The sequence below is a fragment of the Priestia sp. J2 genome (genome assembly GCF_020790095.1).
In the GTDB taxonomy this organism is placed as follows: domain Bacteria; phylum Bacillota; class Bacilli; order Bacillales; family Bacillaceae_H; genus Priestia; species Priestia zanthoxyli.
In genome coordinates, this window is sequence record NZ_CP086208.1 from 582,161 (window position 1) to 597,010 (window position 14,850).

Here is a 14,850-nt window from a genome sequence, read left to right on the forward strand (position 1 = left end):
GTCCGCGTGGAAAACGCGGACTTTTTGGTGTGAAAAAATAGCTGGTTAGATTCATAGTTATGAAAAAATAATAGTTAATTGAAAGCGCTTTTAATGTATAATAATAGTCATAATGTATGACATTAGTCAAAGGAGGTTAGTTGTGAAAGGCTGGAGCATACGCAAGAAATTAATTTTGTTTTTCTTATTCGCAACCGTTATTCCCTTTTTAATTTCAACGATTTTTACGTATCAATACACAAAAGAAACGGTTAAGAATCGATTTATTTCTACCAACTATCAAGTTATTAAAAATGGAAGCAATGATTTGAGTGATTACTTAAATGAAATTGCTAATATTACAAAAAGGCTGTACGGCTACCACCCATTTATTAAAGTGTTAGATGAAGGCGTATCAAGTGACTTAGGAGCCAATCAACTGGAAATATCACGCACTCTTCTTTATTTATATAATACTCGTCCAGAGATTGAACAGCTCCATCTTTATATTGAGAACGGGCATGACTCGTATACAGCTTATAATTCGAAAGTGAGCAGCAGAGGGAAGTACGATGATATTTACACCCAGCCTTACTATTCTTATTTAAATAAACATCATAAATTTCTTGCCATTGAGCCTACCCATGAAATTTATAGCTACAATAATTTATCAACGTTAATTGACTCACTGCCGAATCAAGTTATTAGCTTTCATCAGCGGATTGATGAAATTCCATCAGACAAGTTGTTAGCTTATCTATCTTTAGACATTAACATGACACAAATTCAATCTATATCGCAGCGCTTATATAATGAAGAGTCAGAAGATTTTTATTTAATGAACAATAAAGGGAAGGTTTTGTATTCTTCGGATTCAAAGGTTATTGGAAAAAACGAAAACTACCCGTGGCTAAAGGCGCTTACGTCTCAAGAGGATCACAGCATGGAATGGGAAGATAAAAGCTTCTCAGGCGTATTAATGTATGAAAAGCTTAAACAGCCTTTTGAGGACTTATACATTGTGAAGCGAATTCCTTACAGTGTTTTATATGAAGATGCAAGAAAGACAGCACTTATGAATGTATTAATTGGCCTGCCATTTTTGTGTATGCTCGTTATCGCGACGCTTTTTATATCGGTCCGTTTTACACAGCCGATTAACGTATTAATTCGCAATATGAAAGAAGTGGAAAAAGGATCATTTGAAGTCCGGTTTAAATCGCTTGGAAACGATGAATTTGGTGTTTTAGGAAGGCACTTTACCTCTATGGTGGAAACAATTAATGACTTAATTGAACGTAAATTCCGATTGGAGTTAGAAAATAAATCAACGCAGCTAAAAGTGCTGCAGTCACAAATTAATCCGCATTTTTTATACAACGCATTTCAATCGATTGGAACTCTTGCCCTTAAGCATAAAGCAGTTGAAGTATATTCTTTATTAACCTCACTTTCTCACATTATGCGTTACAGCATGAATATGAAAGAGGATATCGTTAGCTTAAAGCAAGAAGTCGATCACGTAAAAGCTTTCTTGAGTCTGCAGAAGCAGCGGTTTGGTTCAAAGTTTGAGTATGAGTTAAATATCGAAAAAGAGGCAGAGCTTATGCGAATACCGAAAATGGTCTTGCAGCCTCTTGTTGAGAATTCTTTTAAGCATGGATTCGAAACCCGCACAGGAAGCGGAAAGCTGTTGATTTCAGCGAAGTTAAACGGAGAAGAACTGATTCTAACTGTTTCTGATAACGGAAAAGGGATAGGAGAGAAAGAGTTGAATCAATTAAAAGCGAGACTTCAGCAATCGTATAATCAAACAGATGAGCATATTGGGTTGCAAAATATTTATGAACGACTTCGCATCTACTATGGAGATCATGCTTCAATGCAAATTAGCAGTCAAGAAAATCACGATTTTACCGTTGTCATAAAGCTAACAACAATTGAAGAAAAGAGGGATAGTGATGAAAGTATTAATCGTGGATGATGAAGAGCATGTAAGAGAAGGAATAAAGCTGCTTGGACAGTGGGAAGAGCATGAAATTACAGATGTGATAGAAGCTGATAGCGGTGAGCAAGCGATTGCGCTTATTGAGGATCACGGACCTGAAATCATTTTTACTGATATGAAGATGCCTAATATCGATGGAATTGCTTTGTTGGAGTGGATTAAAGAGAATTCACCTTCTAGCAAAACGATTGTGGTAACAGGGTATGATGACTACCACTATATGCGTAAAGCTATTCATTTTGGAAGTACGGATTATATTCTAAAGCCAGTGGATCCTTCGATTTTAAACGATACGCTTGTACGAGCTGTAACCCAATGGAAAAAAGAAGAAGAGTCAAGAAAAGTCCATAATAGCAGCTATCGTTTAATCAATGAAATGAAGCCGATTTATCGAGATCGAAAACTGACGCAGTTAATGAACAATTATTTGCTAAATCAATCAATCTATGAAGAGTTTGGTTTCCATCTGACTAGAGAATATGAAGTGGGGATTGTACGTGTAGATGAATCCATTATTCGTTCTTTTGGCGGTGACCGGGATTTAGCCTATTTTTCAATTTTAAATGTAATCAATGAAATGCTGATGGCAGAAGAAAATGGGGTAGCCTTCCGTTATTTATCAAATAAGTGGGAAATTATCATTATATTTTGGAATGATTTTGAACGCATAACTTCTTTGCTGACGACTTTACATACAGCAATTCGCCGTACGTTAGACGTGAGCTGTCGGATTGCAAGAGGATGCAAAGTCTCTTCTATTGATCAGCTAATGAAATCCTATGAACATGCGAAAAATTCGCTTTTATTAAGCAATGTTCTTGATCAAAATAAAGTGAAGGTCTACGGCGAGCAAGACGTTTTAGCAAGTGCTTTATTAATAAATATGATGGATTATAACAGTAAAATTGAAGAGGCGCTGCAAGTAGGGAAGTTTGAAGCTTTTTTGCCGGTATTCAACGAAATTATCACAGCTTTTGAAGCACAAAATTATCTATCATTAAAGCAAATTCTGCATTTTGAGCAGGAATATCAGCTGTTAAGCCAGCATTGGTTAAAAAGATATCACATTCCTTATACGATAAGTAATGGTCCTGAATATGTTCTTTCTTTTTTCTATAACCAAGATGGGCAGTTTCAGCTAGCAAAGTATGTAGAGAGAAAAAAGCGTGAAGTAAAGCGTTTTTTAAAAGTAATAAAAAGGTATAGCAAGCAAAACAATCGCGACGTTATTTATGAGATCGAACAATTTTTGCAGCAAAATTTTCATCGAGATGTGAAGCTTCAAGAAATATCGGAACGTTTCTATTTAAGCCGTGAATACATTTCGAGAAAGTTTAAGCAAGAATTTCAAGAAAATATTTCAGATTATATGGTGAAAGTCAGAATGAATAAAGCCAAATCACTTTTACTAAATGAAGAACTAAAAATCTATGAAATTGCGAATATGATTGGATATCATGATGATAAATACTTTCGAAAAGTGTTTAAAAAAGTAGAAGGCATTACGCCAAACGAGTATCGCAGTTTGACCGTATAAAAAAAAGCTGAAACTGTTATAAAACAGTTTCAGCTTTTTTTATTTCATGATATCTAGGCAGTGATCGCATTTGTTTCCGTAGCACTCATGCTGTTCCTCGATGTCGTTTCCGCATTCTACGCACTTTTTATTGGGTAATCTTTTGAAAAATTCAGTCATTTTTTCTAACATTTAAATCCCCTCCGTTGTTTTTTGTTACTAACATTGTATTATAACAGATGTTGAAATGTCAATTATGTTTTATAACAATTTAGCCTATTTTGCTATTCTAAGTGGTTATTTGTTATATAACAATGAGTTATTTCGATAAAATAGGCAAAACGAGTATCTTTCAGTTAGTTTTCAAAAAAAAGTAGGGTATACTGAACGTAATAAAAATAGTACGAAAGGGTGATTGAAATGAAAGTAACTGTTATTGGTTTTTGGGGAGGATATCCTGCTGTTTCAGAAGCTACTTCTAGCTATTTAGTTGAGCACGATGGATTTCAGCTGCTTGTTGATTGTGGAAGCGGTGCATTGGCTCAGCTGCAAAAATATGCAAAACCAGAAGAAATAGATGCGATGATTTTATCTCATTACCATCATGACCACGTGGCTGATGTCGGAGTATTTCAATATGCTCGCCTCATTCAGACTCATCTAGGGAACGCTGTTAAGGAACTTTCTATTTACGGACATACATATGATCAGGAAAGCTTCAACAAACTTACTCATAAAGGAATTACCAAAGGAGTAGAGTACGATCCGAGTCAAAAACTTGACGTTGGGCCTTTTACAATCGAATTTATGAAAACGAAACATCCAGTCGTTTGTTATGCCATGAAAATAAGTGCTGGCAATCAAACCGTCGTGTACACAGCGGACTCGAGCTATTTAGAAGAATTTGTTTCTTTCTCAGAAAATGCAGATCTTCTTATTTGTGAATGTAACTTTTATGCTAGCCAAGATGGAAGCGGTGCTGGACACATGACAAGTACAGAAGCCGGTACACTTGCTTCTAAAGCAAGTGTCAAACAACTCATGCTTACTCACCTTCCACACTACGGAGAACACCAACAGCTAGTAGAGGAAGCTGCTGCTCATTATCAAGGTACGCTTACGTTAGCTGAATCAGGATACGTATGGGAATAACAAGGAGGAAAATGAATGTTATTTATTGATAATCAAAAAAATTATGATCCCCGAATTAACTTAGCAATTGAAGAATATGCGCTCAAGCATCTAGATATTAATGAGACATATCTGCTGTTTTATATTAATGAACCTTCTATTATTATTGGAAAAAACCAGAACACCATTGAGGAGATTAATACAAAATATGTTGAAGATCAGCATATTCATGTAGTGAGACGTCTATCTGGAGGCGGTGCCGTTTATCATGATAAAGGAAATTTAAACTTCAGCTTTATTACGAAAGACGATGGAAATAGCTTTCATAATTTTAAAAAGTTTACCGAGCCAGTCGTGGAAGCGTTAAAGAAATTAGGAGTCAATGCTGAGTTAAGCGGACGAAATGATTTAATGGCGGAAGGACGTAAAATTTCTGGAAATGCTCAGTTTTCGACGAAAGGAAGAATGTTCAGCCATGGAACTCTTCTTTTTGATTCAGAGATTGAAAACGTGGTATCAGCGTTAAAAGTAAAAAAAGATAAAATTGAATCCAAAGGCATTAAGTCTATTCGAAATAGAGTAGCGAATATCAGTGAATTTTTAGAACAGAAAGTAACGGTGGAAGAATTTAGAGAAATGCTGCTTCGGTATATCTTTGAGGGAGAAGAAAATATAACAGAATATAAACTAACGGAAAAAGATTGGGAAACGATTCATCAAATTTCTAAAGAGCGCTATCAGTCATGGGATTGGAACTATGGAAAATCACCTAAATTTAACTTACAGCACTCTCACCGCTTTCCTGTGGGACAAATTGACGTTCGTTTGGAAGTGAATAAAGGGAAAATCGATGCTTGCACCATCTATGGAGATTTCTTTGGAGTGGGAGATGTCCAGGAAGTACAGGGAAAATTAACAGGTGTTCGTTATGAAAAAGCTTCTATTGAACAAGCCTTAGAGGACATCGATATTCCACATTATTTTGGTAATATTACAAAAGAAGAGTTTGTTGAATTAATCTATTAAGAAAAAAGTCTGCCACATCAGGCTTTTTTTCTTTTTAAACAGATGAGTCTTGTCAATAGAACAGCAGTAACATTATAATAGAATAGAAGAAGTAAGAATTTTTCCATTATTATGACTTAATAATGAATGGTTGTTCATTCATTCGTTATTAAAAGGAGGAAGTTATGAGATGAATTTGTCAGCACAGCTTCATAAAACAGCTGAGCAATTTCCGCAAAAATCGGCATATGTTTTTATGGATCAGGAAACATCTTATGCAGATCTTGATGCATCGGTATCTAAGTTTGCTAATGGTCTGAAGCAATTAGGTGTAAAAAAAGGAGATCATATCGCTTTAATTGTCGGCAACTCGCCTCATTTTGTTATTGGATTGTACGGTGCTCTTCGAGTAGGAGCTACTGTTATACCCATTAATCCTATTTACACAGCGGATGAAATTAGCTACATGCTTCAGGATGGAGATGTAAAAGCAGTTATTGCGGTTGATTTACTTCTCCCTGTTTTAAAAAAAATCATTGGACACACTCCATTTTTGGAACACGTTATCTTATGTGAAACGACAGATACAGTGGAAAGTATACCTTCTTATTTTCACACGTTTTCGCAAGTTGTAAACAGAGGGGAAGCTACATATGATTTTCTCGAGTTAAAAGAAGAAGATGTGGCCATCATTCTGTATACGTCAGGAACGACTGGAAAACCAAAAGGAGCTATGCTTACGCATAAGAATATTTATTCAAACGCTCAAGACGTAGCAGATTATTTAAGTATAAATGGGAATGACCGAGTCGTAGCTGCTTTGCCGATGTTTCACGTATTTTGTTTAACTGTTTCATTGAATGCGCCTTTAATGAATGGAGGAACGATATTAATTGAACCAAAATTCAGTCCATCTTCTATATTTGAATTAATTCAAAATCGACAAGCGACTATTTTTGCTGGCGTTCCGACAATGTATAATTTTTTACTTCAGCATGACAAAGGGAAAAAAGAGCACTTTCACACGGTAAGGCTTTGTATATCAGGCGGGGCATCAATGCCGGTGGCACTTCTAACCCATTTTGAACGTAAGTTTGGGGTCATGGTAGCAGAAGGCTATGGATTATCTGAGGCTTCTCCTGTGACGTGTTTCAATCCGATTGATCGAGAGAGAAAAGCAGGTTCTATAGGCACATCTATTATGAATGTTGAAAATAAAGTGGTAAATGAACTGGGAAAAGAAGTAGAAGTAGGACAAGTTGGCGAACTTATCGTCAAAGGCCCTAATGTGATGAAAGGGTATTATAAGCTTCCTGAAGATACGGAATATGCTCTCCGAGATGGTTGGCTGTATACAGGTGACTTAGCAAGAATGGATAAGGAAGGTTATTTTTATATCGTTGACCGTAAAAAAGATTTAATTATTGTAGGAGGATATAATGTTTATCCTCGCGAAGTAGAAGAAGTGCTATATGCGCATCGGGATATTGTAGAAGTGGCTGTTATCGGAGTTCCTGATCCTTCTTTAGGTGAATGTGTGAAGTGTTACGTGGTTTGCAATAATCAAGAGATAACGGAAGAGAAGCTTATTGCCTACTGCAAAGAGCACCTTGCTAAATATAAAGTGCCAAGTGAAATTGAATTTTTAAAAGAACTTCCTAAAAATACAACGGGAAAAATTTTAAGGCGTGCACTGAAGCAGCAGGTATCTCAGGAGCGATAAAATGAAAGCGATTCCAATTTGGAGGTGGTAAAAGAATGTCATCTATTTCTTATGAAATAAAGGGACACGTCGCTCATGTGATACTGAACCGTCCGGAAGCGATGAATGCTTTTAATTACGATATGCTTAAAGAATTGGAAGAAGTAATTGAAGGAATTCGTATTCAAAAAGATATTCGAGTTGTGACGTTTAAAGGGGCAGGTGAAAAATCTTTTAGTGTAGGTGCGGATTTAAAAGAACGTAAAACCCTCTCTGATCAAGAGGTAAAGCGCAATATTTACAAAATAGGAGAAGTGTTTTCTAAGATAGAGCAGCTTCCTCAGCCAACGATAGCAATCATCAACGGATATGCATTTGGAGGAGGAATGGAGCTGGCTTTAGCATGTGATTTCCGGATCGCTTCAACAGAAGCGCTTATGGGTTTAACGGAAACAAGCTTAGCGATTATACCAGGCGCAGGAGGAACACAGCGTCTCCCTCGCCTAGTTGGTGAAGCAAAAGCAATGGAACTAATTTTAACAGCTCAGCGCCTCACGGCATCAGAAGCAAAAGAATGTGGTCTAGTAACGAAGGTAGCTCCTGGATATCAAATAGAAGAAACAATAGATATTTTTATCTCGCTTTTATTAAAAAATGGGCCAATTGCACTTCAGCAAGCAAAATTTGCTATCAAAGAAGGAATGAAGGCCGATTTGCAGACTGGTTTGCAAATTGAACGAAAAGCATATGAGTTAACGATTCCGACAGAAGATCGTCTAGAGGCGCTTCAAGCATTTGCTGAGAAGAGAAGACCTAGTTTTAAAGGGAAATAAGCAGGGGCTGTCTAATGGACAGCTCTTTTTTAATTTCTTCGTATAATGAAGAAATTGAAAAAAGTAAAGGGTTCAAGAATAGAGAAGGCAAAGTTTAAACCTAGCTTTTGCCTATAATATGATGATATGATCTAGATAAAACAGCCATCTGAATCAAAAAGTAATGATTTCGAATTTTTTTGTTAAAAACTGTTGACTTTAATAAAGATATATTTTATTATTATAAAGCGTCGTTGAGACATAACATTAACAACGAAGCTGAAAAAAGAATTTTAAAAAGTTGTTGACATTACGTCGGTAACTTGATAAGATAATAAAGTCGCTTAAGAGCGGCGGTTGAACTTTGAAAACTGAACAAAGCGACAAACGTCAACGTTAATTTTTATTTTTTAAATGAGCAAGTCAAACATTTCTTCGGAGAGTTTGATCCTGGCTCAGGATGAACGCTGGCGGCGTGCCTAATACATGCAAGTCGAGCGAACTGATTAGAAGCTTGCTTCTATGACGTTAGCGGCGGACGGGTGAGTAACACGTGGGCAACCTGCCTGTAAGACTGGGATAACTTCGGGAAACCGAAGCTAATACCGGATAGGATCTTCTCCTTCATGGGAGATGATTGAAAGATGGTTTCGGCTATCACTTACAGATGGGCCCGCGGTGCATTAGCTAGTTGGTGAGGTAACGGCTCACCAAGGCAACGATGCATAGCCGACCTGAGAGGGTGATCGGCCACACTGGGACTGAGACACGGCCCAGACTCCTACGGGAGGCAGCAGTAGGGAATCTTCCGCAATGGACGAAAGTCTGACGGAGCAACGCCGCGTGAGTGATGAAGGCTTTCGGGTCGTAAAACTCTGTTGTTAGGGAAGAACAAGTACGAGAGTAACTGCTCGTACCTTGACGGTACCTAACCAGAAAGCCACGGCTAACTACGTGCCAGCAGCCGCGGTAATACGTAGGTGGCAAGCGTTATCCGGAATTATTGGGCGTAAAGCGCGCGCAGGCGGTTTCTTAAGTCTGATGTGAAAGCCCACGGCTCAACCGTGGAGGGTCATTGGAAACTGGGGAACTTGAGTGCAGAAGAGAAAAGCGGAATTCCACGTGTAGCGGTGAAATGCGTAGAGATGTGGAGGAACACCAGTGGCGAAGGCGGCTTTTTGGTCTGTAACTGACGCTGAGGCGCGAAAGCGTGGGGAGCAAACAGGATTAGATACCCTGGTAGTCCACGCCGTAAACGATGAGTGCTAAGTGTTAGAGGGTTTCCGCCCTTTAGTGCTGCAGCTAACGCATTAAGCACTCCGCCTGGGGAGTACGGTCGCAAGACTGAAACTCAAAGGAATTGACGGGGGCCCGCACAAGCGGTGGAGCATGTGGTTTAATTCGAAGCAACGCGAAGAACCTTACCAGGTCTTGACATCCTCTGACAACTCTAGAGATAGAGCGTTCCCCTTCGGGGGACAGAGTGACAGGTGGTGCATGGTTGTCGTCAGCTCGTGTCGTGAGATGTTGGGTTAAGTCCCGCAACGAGCGCAACCCTTGATCTTAGTTGCCAGCATTTAGTTGGGCACTCTAAGGTGACTGCCGGTGACAAACCGGAGGAAGGTGGGGATGACGTCAAATCATCATGCCCCTTATGACCTGGGCTACACACGTGCTACAATGGATGGTACAAAGGGCTGCAAGACCGCGAGGTCAAGCCAATCCCATAAAACCATTCTCAGTTCGGATTGTAGGCTGCAACTCGCCTACATGAAGCTGGAATCGCTAGTAATCGCGGATCAGCATGCCGCGGTGAATACGTTCCCGGGCCTTGTACACACCGCCCGTCACACCACGAGAGTTTGTAACACCCGAAGTCGGTGGAGTAACCGTAAGGAGCTAGCCGCCTAAGGTGGGACAGATGATTGGGGTGAAGTCGTAACAAGGTAGCCGTATCGGAAGGTGCGGCTGGATCACCTCCTTTCTAAGGATTTTTACATGACGTACGTTTTGACACTTTGTTCAGTTTTGAGAGTTCAATCTCTCATTAATAATTGCGCCTGCGATTACTCGGCGCAAAACTGCACGTAGATATCACAGTGATGTTCATCATGATGTGATTGAAGTCAGTTGTTTTGTTCTTTGAAAACTAGATAACAGTAATTGCTGAGGAAAAGTGAAATTTTTCTTTAATCAAACCAATAAATAACACAACTTTATGTTGTACCATTTATTCGCTAATGGTTAAGTTAGAAAGGGCGCACGGTGAATGCCTTGGCACTAGGAGCCGATGAAGGACGGGACTAACACCGATATGCTTCGGGGAGCTGTAAGTGAGCTTTAATCCGGAGATTTCCGAATGGGGAAACCCACTGTTCGTAATGGAACAGTATCTTTATCTGAATACATAGGATATTGAAGGCAGACCCGGGGAACTGAAACATCTAAGTACCCGGAGGAAGAGAAAGCAAATGCGATTTCCTGAGTAGCGGCGAGCGAAACGGAATTAGCCCAAACCAAGAGGCTTGCCTCTTGGGGTTGTAGGACACTCTATACGGAGTTACAAAGGAACGAAGTAAATGAAGCGACCTGGAAAGGTCCGTCGAAGAAGGTAACAACCCTGTAGTTGAAACTTCGTTCCCTCTTGAGTGGATCCTGAGTACGGCGGAACACGTGAAATTCCGTCGGAAGCTGGGAGGACCATCTCCCAAGGCTAAATACTACCTAGTGACCGATAGTGAACCAGTACCGTGAGGGAAAGGTGAAAAGCACCCCGGAAGGGGAGTGAAAGAGATCCTGAAACCGTGTGCCTACAAGTAGTCAGAGCCCGTTAACGGGTGATGGCGTGCCTTTTGTAGAATGAACCGGCGAGTTACGATCCCATGCAAGGTTAAGCTGATAAGGCGGAGCCGTAGCGAAAGCGAGTCTGAATAGGGCGTTTAGTATGTGGTTGTAGACCCGAAACCAGGTGATCTACCCATGTCCAGGGTGAAGTTCAGGTAACACTGAATGGAGGCCCGAACCCACGCACGTTGAAAAGTGCGGGGATGAGGTGTGGGTAGCGGAGAAATTCCAATCGAACCTGGAGATAGCTGGTTCTCTCCGAAATAGCTTTAGGGCTAGCCTCATGTTGTGAGAGTCTTGGAGGTAGAGCACTGATTGGACTAGGGGCCCCCAACGGGTTACCGAATTCAGTCAAACTCCGAATGCCAAAGACTTATCCATGGGAGTCAGACTGCGAGTGATAAGATCCGTAGTCAAAAGGGAAACAGCCCAGACCACCAGCTAAGGTCCCCAAGTATACGTTAAGTGGAAAAGGATGTGGAGTTGCTTAGACAACCAGGATGTTGGCTTAGAAGCAGCCACCATTTAAAGAGTGCGTAATAGCTCACTGGTCGAGTGACTCTGCGCCGAAAATGTACCGGGGCTAAACGTATCACCGAAGCTGTGGATTGACATCTTTGATGTCAGTGGTAGGAGAGCGTTCTAAGTGCTGTGAAGTCAGACCGTAAGGACTGGTGGAGCGCTTAGAAGTGAGAATGCCGGTATGAGTAGCGAAAGACAAGTGAGAATCTTGTCCACCGAATGCCTAAGGTTTCCTGAGGAAGGCTCGTCCGCTCAGGGTTAGTCGGGACCTAAGCCGAGGCTGAAAAGCGTAGGCGATGGCCAACAGGTTGATATTCCTGTACCACCTCCCCGCCGTTTGAGTAATGGGGGGACGCAGTAGGATAGGGTAAGCGCGCTGCTGGATATGCGCGTTCAAGCAGTTAGGCTGATGAGTAGGCAAATCCGCTCATCATAAAGGCTGAGCTGTGATGACGAGGGAATTATAGTACCGAAGTTCCTGATTCCACACTGCCAAGAAAAGCCTCTAGCGAGGCGGGAGGTGCCCGTACCGCAAACCGACACAGGTAGGCGAGGAGAGAATCCTAAGGTGATCGAGAGAACTCTCGTTAAGGAACTCGGCAAAATGACCCCGTAACTTCGGGAGAAGGGGTGCTCTGGTAGGGTGTATAGCCCGAGAGAGCCGCAGTGAATAGGCCCAGGCGACTGTTTAGCAAAAACACAGGTCTCTGCGAAGCCGCAAGGCGAAGTATAGGGGCTGACGCCTGCCCGGTGCTGGAAGGTTAAGAGGAGGGGTTATCCTTTGGGAGAAGCTCTGAATCGAAGCCCCAGTAAACGGCGGCCGTAACTATAACGGTCCTAAGGTAGCGAAATTCCTTGTCGGGTAAGTTCCGACCCGCACGAAAGGCGTAACGATCTGGGCACTGTCTCAACGAGAGACTCGGTGAAATTATAGTACCTGTGAAGATGCAGGTTACCCGCGACAGGACGGAAAGACCCCGTGGAGCTTTACTGTAGCCTGATATTGAATTTTGGTACAGCTTGTACAGGATAGGTAGGAGCCTGAGAAGCCGGAGCGCTAGCTTCGGTGGAGGCGTCGGTGGGATACTACCCTGGCTGTATTGAAATTCTAACCCGCGGCCCTGATCGGGCCGGGAGACAGTGTCAGGTGGGCAGTTTGACTGGGGCGGTCGCCTCCTAAAATGTAACGGAGGCGCCCAAAGGTTCCCTCAGAATGGTTGGAAATCATTCGTAGAGTGTAAAGGCACAAGGGAGCTTGACTGCGAGACCTACAAGTCGAGCAGGGACGAAAGTCGGGCTTAGTGATCCGGTGGTTCCGCATGGAAGGGCCATCGCTCAACGGATAAAAGCTACCCCGGGGATAACAGGCTTATCTCCCCCAAGAGTCCACATCGACGGGGAGGTTTGGCACCTCGATGTCGGCTCATCGCATCCTGGGGCTGTAGTCGGTCCCAAGGGTTGGGCTGTTCGCCCATTAAAGCGGTACGCGAGCTGGGTTCAGAACGTCGTGAGACAGTTCGGTCCCTATCCGTCGTGGGCGTAGGAAATTTGAGAGGAGCTGTCCTTAGTACGAGAGGACCGGGATGGACACACCGCTGGTGTACCAGTTGTCTTGCCAAAGGCATCGCTGGGTAGCTATGTGTGGACGGGATAAGTGCTGAAAGCATCTAAGCATGAAGCCCCCCTCAAGATGAGATTTCCCATAGCGCAAGCTAGTAAGATCCCTGAAAGATGATCAGGTTGATAGGTCAGAGGTGGAAGCGTGGCGACATGTGTAGCTGACTGATACTAATCGATCGAGGACTTAACCAAACTTTTAAAAGCGTAAGCTTTACTCAGCAAATTGTTATCTAGTTTTGAGAGAGCAATCTCTTGTCTGGTGGCGATAGCGAAGAGGTCACACCCGTTCCCATACCGAACACGGAAGTTAAGCTCTTTAGCGCCAATGGTAGTTGGGACTTTGTCCCTGTGAGAGTAGGACGTTGCCAGGCAATGAATAAGACCCCTTTTTATGCTCTTGTAAAAGAGTCTAGGGGTTTTTTATTTGGCTCATTTGTAAAAAACTTATATACACATTTAATGTTGTGTATGATATTTGGAGGATTAGCTCAGCTGGGAGAGCACCTGCCTTACAAGCAGGGGGTCGGCGGTTCGATCCCGTCATCCTCCACCACCGTGCCGGTGTAGCTCAACTGGTAGAGCAACTGACTTGTAATCAGTAGGTTGGGGGTTCAAGTCCTCTTGCCGGCACCATTTATATCGGAGGGGTAGCGAAGTGGCTAAACGCGGCGGACTGTAAATCCGCTCCTTCGGGTTCGGCAGTTCGAATCTGCCCCCCTCCACCATTTTATTGGGCTATCGCCAAGCGGTAAGGCAACGGATTTTGATTCCGTCATGCGTTGGTTCGAATCCAGCTAGCCCAGCCATAGAGAGCCATTAGCTCAGTTGGTAGAGCATCTGACTTTTAATCAGAGGGTCGAAGGTTCGAGTCCTTCATGGCTCATTTTAATAAGCGGAAGTAGTTCAGTGGTAGAACACCACCTTGCCAAGGTGGGGGTCGCGAGTTCGAACCTCGTCTTCCGCTCCATATAAAGCGCCCGTAGCTCAATTGGATAGAGCGTTTGACTACGGATCAAAAGGTTAGGGGTTCGACTCCTCTCGGGCGCGCCATAAACGGGAAGTAGCTCAGCTTGGTAGAGCACTTGGTTTGGGACCAAGGGGTCGCAGGTTCGAATCCTGTCTTCCCGACCATTTATGGGGCCTTAGCTCAGCTGGGAGAGCGCCTGCCTTGCACGCAGGAGGTCAGCGGTTCGATCCCGCTAGGCTCCACCAATGAAATTAAATAATTGTAACGAATAATATGGCGGTGTAGCTCAGCTGGCTAGAGCGTACGGTTCATACCCGTGAGGTCGTGGGTTCGACTCCCTCCGCCGCTACCATATAAGTTACATTTGTTATAAATATACGGAGGAATACCCAAGTCCGGCTGAAGGGATCGGTCTTGAAAACCGACAGGGGTGTTAAAGCCCGCGGGGGTTCGAATCCCTCTTCCTCCGCCATTTATTTATATCATATTCATATCATCGCGGGGTGGAGCAGTTCGGTAGCTCGTCGGGCTCATAACCCGAAGGTCGCAGGTTCAAATCCTGTCCCCGCAACCAAAGTGGTCCCGTGGTGTAGCGGTTAACATGCCTGCCTGTCACGCAGGAGATCGCGGGTTCGATTCCCGTCGGGACCGCCATTTTATTTGGCTCGGTAGCTCAGTTGGTAGAGCAAAGGACTGAAAATCCTTGTGTCGGCGGTTCGATTCCGTCCCGAGCCACCATTTTAA

Annotated in this window: 7 protein-coding genes, 14 tRNA genes and 3 rRNA genes; 23 read left to right on the top strand and 1 reads right to left on the bottom strand. The window is 42.6% G+C overall.

Annotated elements, in window-relative coordinates; all coding sequences use genetic code 11:
• Window positions 1-142 precede the first annotated feature (142 nt).
• Together LJY09_RS03090 and LJY09_RS03095 are read left to right on the top strand one after the other, a co-directional pair.
• A complete protein-coding gene (locus tag LJY09_RS03090; RefSeq protein ID WP_154990706.1) occupies window positions 143-1,963 on the top strand; it encodes a cache domain-containing sensor histidine kinase in 1,821 nt (606 codons plus the stop codon).
• Window positions 1,941-3,524 carry a response regulator gene (locus LJY09_RS03095; RefSeq protein ID WP_047751673.1) on the top strand — a complete coding sequence of 528 codons (1,584 nt, stop codon included), beginning with the start codon at window positions 1,941-1,943 and terminating at the stop codon, window positions 3,522-3,524. The genes LJY09_RS03090 and LJY09_RS03095 overlap by 23 nt, the downstream gene beginning before the upstream one ends.
• A gap of 39 nt (window positions 3,525-3,563) precedes the next feature.
• Here LJY09_RS03095 and yhfH read toward each other — a convergent pair whose 3' ends face one another.
• The gene (gene yhfH / locus LJY09_RS03100) at window positions 3,564-3,695 is read right to left on the bottom strand and encodes a protein YhfH (RefSeq protein WP_013055337.1); all 132 of its coding nucleotides are present in this window, start codon (window positions 3,693-3,695) and stop codon (window positions 3,564-3,566) included.
• 228 nt (window positions 3,696-3,923) lie between these two features.
• Here yhfH and LJY09_RS03105 point away from each other — a divergent pair, with 228 nt between their 5' ends.
• The 21 genes from LJY09_RS03105 to LJY09_RS03205 all read left to right on the top strand — a co-directional run bounded on the left by LJY09_RS03105 (window position 3,924) and on the right by LJY09_RS03205 (window position 14,844).
• Window positions 3,924-4,655 carry an MBL fold metallo-hydrolase gene (locus LJY09_RS03105; RefSeq protein WP_034267959.1) on the top strand — a complete coding sequence of 244 codons (732 nt, stop codon included), beginning with the start codon at window positions 3,924-3,926 and terminating at the stop codon, window positions 4,653-4,655.
• A gap of 15 nt (window positions 4,656-4,670) precedes the next feature.
• The gene (locus LJY09_RS03110; protein ID WP_098626103.1) at window positions 4,671-5,660 is read left to right on the top strand and encodes a lipoate--protein ligase; all 990 of its coding nucleotides are present in this window, start codon (window positions 4,671-4,673) and stop codon (window positions 5,658-5,660) included.
• Between the two features lie 169 nt (window positions 5,661-5,829).
• Window positions 5,830-7,362 carry a fatty acid--CoA ligase family protein gene (locus tag LJY09_RS03115; protein WP_028412536.1) on the top strand — a complete coding sequence of 511 codons (1,533 nt, stop codon included), beginning with the start codon at window positions 5,830-5,832 and terminating at the stop codon, window positions 7,360-7,362.
• A 35-nt stretch (window positions 7,363-7,397) separates the two neighbouring features.
• Entirely contained in the window at window positions 7,398-8,174 is a 777-nt protein-coding gene (locus LJY09_RS03120; RefSeq protein ID WP_047751671.1) for an enoyl-CoA hydratase-related protein, read from the top strand.
• 411 nt (window positions 8,175-8,585) lie between these two features.
• Window positions 8,586-10,137, top strand: a 16S ribosomal RNA gene (locus tag LJY09_RS03125).
• 258 nt (window positions 10,138-10,395) lie between these two features.
• Window positions 10,396-13,331, top strand: a 23S ribosomal RNA gene (locus LJY09_RS03130).
• Between the two features lie 63 nt (window positions 13,332-13,394).
• Window positions 13,395-13,510 (top strand): 5S ribosomal RNA (gene rrf / locus LJY09_RS03135).
• The 16S, 23S and 5S rRNA genes sit together here with 14 tRNA genes alongside, the layout of an rRNA operon.
• Window positions 13,511-13,616: 106 nt before the next feature.
• Window positions 13,617-13,692 (top strand) — tRNA-Val (locus LJY09_RS03140).
• Between the two features lie 4 nt (window positions 13,693-13,696).
• A tRNA-Thr gene (locus tag LJY09_RS03145) sits at window positions 13,697-13,772 on the top strand.
• 8 nt (window positions 13,773-13,780) lie between these two features.
• Window positions 13,781-13,864 (top strand) — tRNA-Tyr (locus LJY09_RS03150).
• A 6-nt stretch (window positions 13,865-13,870) separates the two neighbouring features.
• A tRNA-Gln gene (locus tag LJY09_RS03155) sits at window positions 13,871-13,945 on the top strand.
• A 4-nt stretch (window positions 13,946-13,949) separates the two neighbouring features.
• Window positions 13,950-14,022: transfer RNA gene (locus LJY09_RS03160), tRNA-Lys, on the top strand.
• A 9-nt stretch (window positions 14,023-14,031) separates the two neighbouring features.
• A tRNA-Gly gene (locus LJY09_RS03165) sits at window positions 14,032-14,106 on the top strand.
• 6 nt (window positions 14,107-14,112) lie between these two features.
• Window positions 14,113-14,189: transfer RNA gene (locus tag LJY09_RS03170), tRNA-Arg, on the top strand.
• 4 nt (window positions 14,190-14,193) lie between these two features.
• Window positions 14,194-14,270, top strand: a tRNA-Pro gene (locus LJY09_RS03175).
• Window positions 14,271-14,275: 5 nt separating this feature from the next.
• A tRNA-Ala gene (locus LJY09_RS03180) sits at window positions 14,276-14,351 on the top strand.
• Window positions 14,352-14,381: 30 nt separating this feature from the next.
• Window positions 14,382-14,458, top strand: a tRNA-Met gene (locus LJY09_RS03185).
• A gap of 27 nt (window positions 14,459-14,485) precedes the next feature.
• Window positions 14,486-14,578: transfer RNA gene (locus LJY09_RS03190), tRNA-Ser, on the top strand.
• 25 nt (window positions 14,579-14,603) lie between these two features.
• Window positions 14,604-14,680: transfer RNA gene (locus tag LJY09_RS03195), tRNA-Met, on the top strand.
• Between the two features lie 4 nt (window positions 14,681-14,684).
• A tRNA-Asp gene (locus tag LJY09_RS03200) sits at window positions 14,685-14,760 on the top strand.
• Between the two features lie 8 nt (window positions 14,761-14,768).
• Window positions 14,769-14,844 (top strand) — tRNA-Phe (locus LJY09_RS03205).
• The last annotated feature ends 6 nt before the right edge of the window (window positions 14,845-14,850 follow it).

Bases quoted from the DNA above. Each gene is read 5' to 3' on its own strand.
- LJY09_RS03095 (WP_047751673.1), top strand. From the start codon at position 1,941: ATGAAAGTATTAATCGTGGATGATGAAGAGCATGTAAGAGAAGGAATA.
- yhfH (WP_013055337.1), bottom strand. From the start codon at position 3,695: ATGTTAGAAAAAATGACTGAATTTTTCAAAAGATTACCCAATAAAAAG.
- LJY09_RS03105 (WP_034267959.1), top strand. From the start codon at position 3,924: ATGAAAGTAACTGTTATTGGTTTTTGGGGAGGATATCCTGCTGTTTCA.
- LJY09_RS03110 (WP_098626103.1), top strand. From the start codon at position 4,671: ATGTTATTTATTGATAATCAAAAAAATTATGATCCCCGAATTAACTTA.
- LJY09_RS03115 (WP_028412536.1), top strand. From the start codon at position 5,830: ATGAATTTGTCAGCACAGCTTCATAAAACAGCTGAGCAATTTCCGCAA.
- LJY09_RS03120 (WP_047751671.1), top strand. From the start codon at position 7,398: ATGTCATCTATTTCTTATGAAATAAAGGGACACGTCGCTCATGTGATA.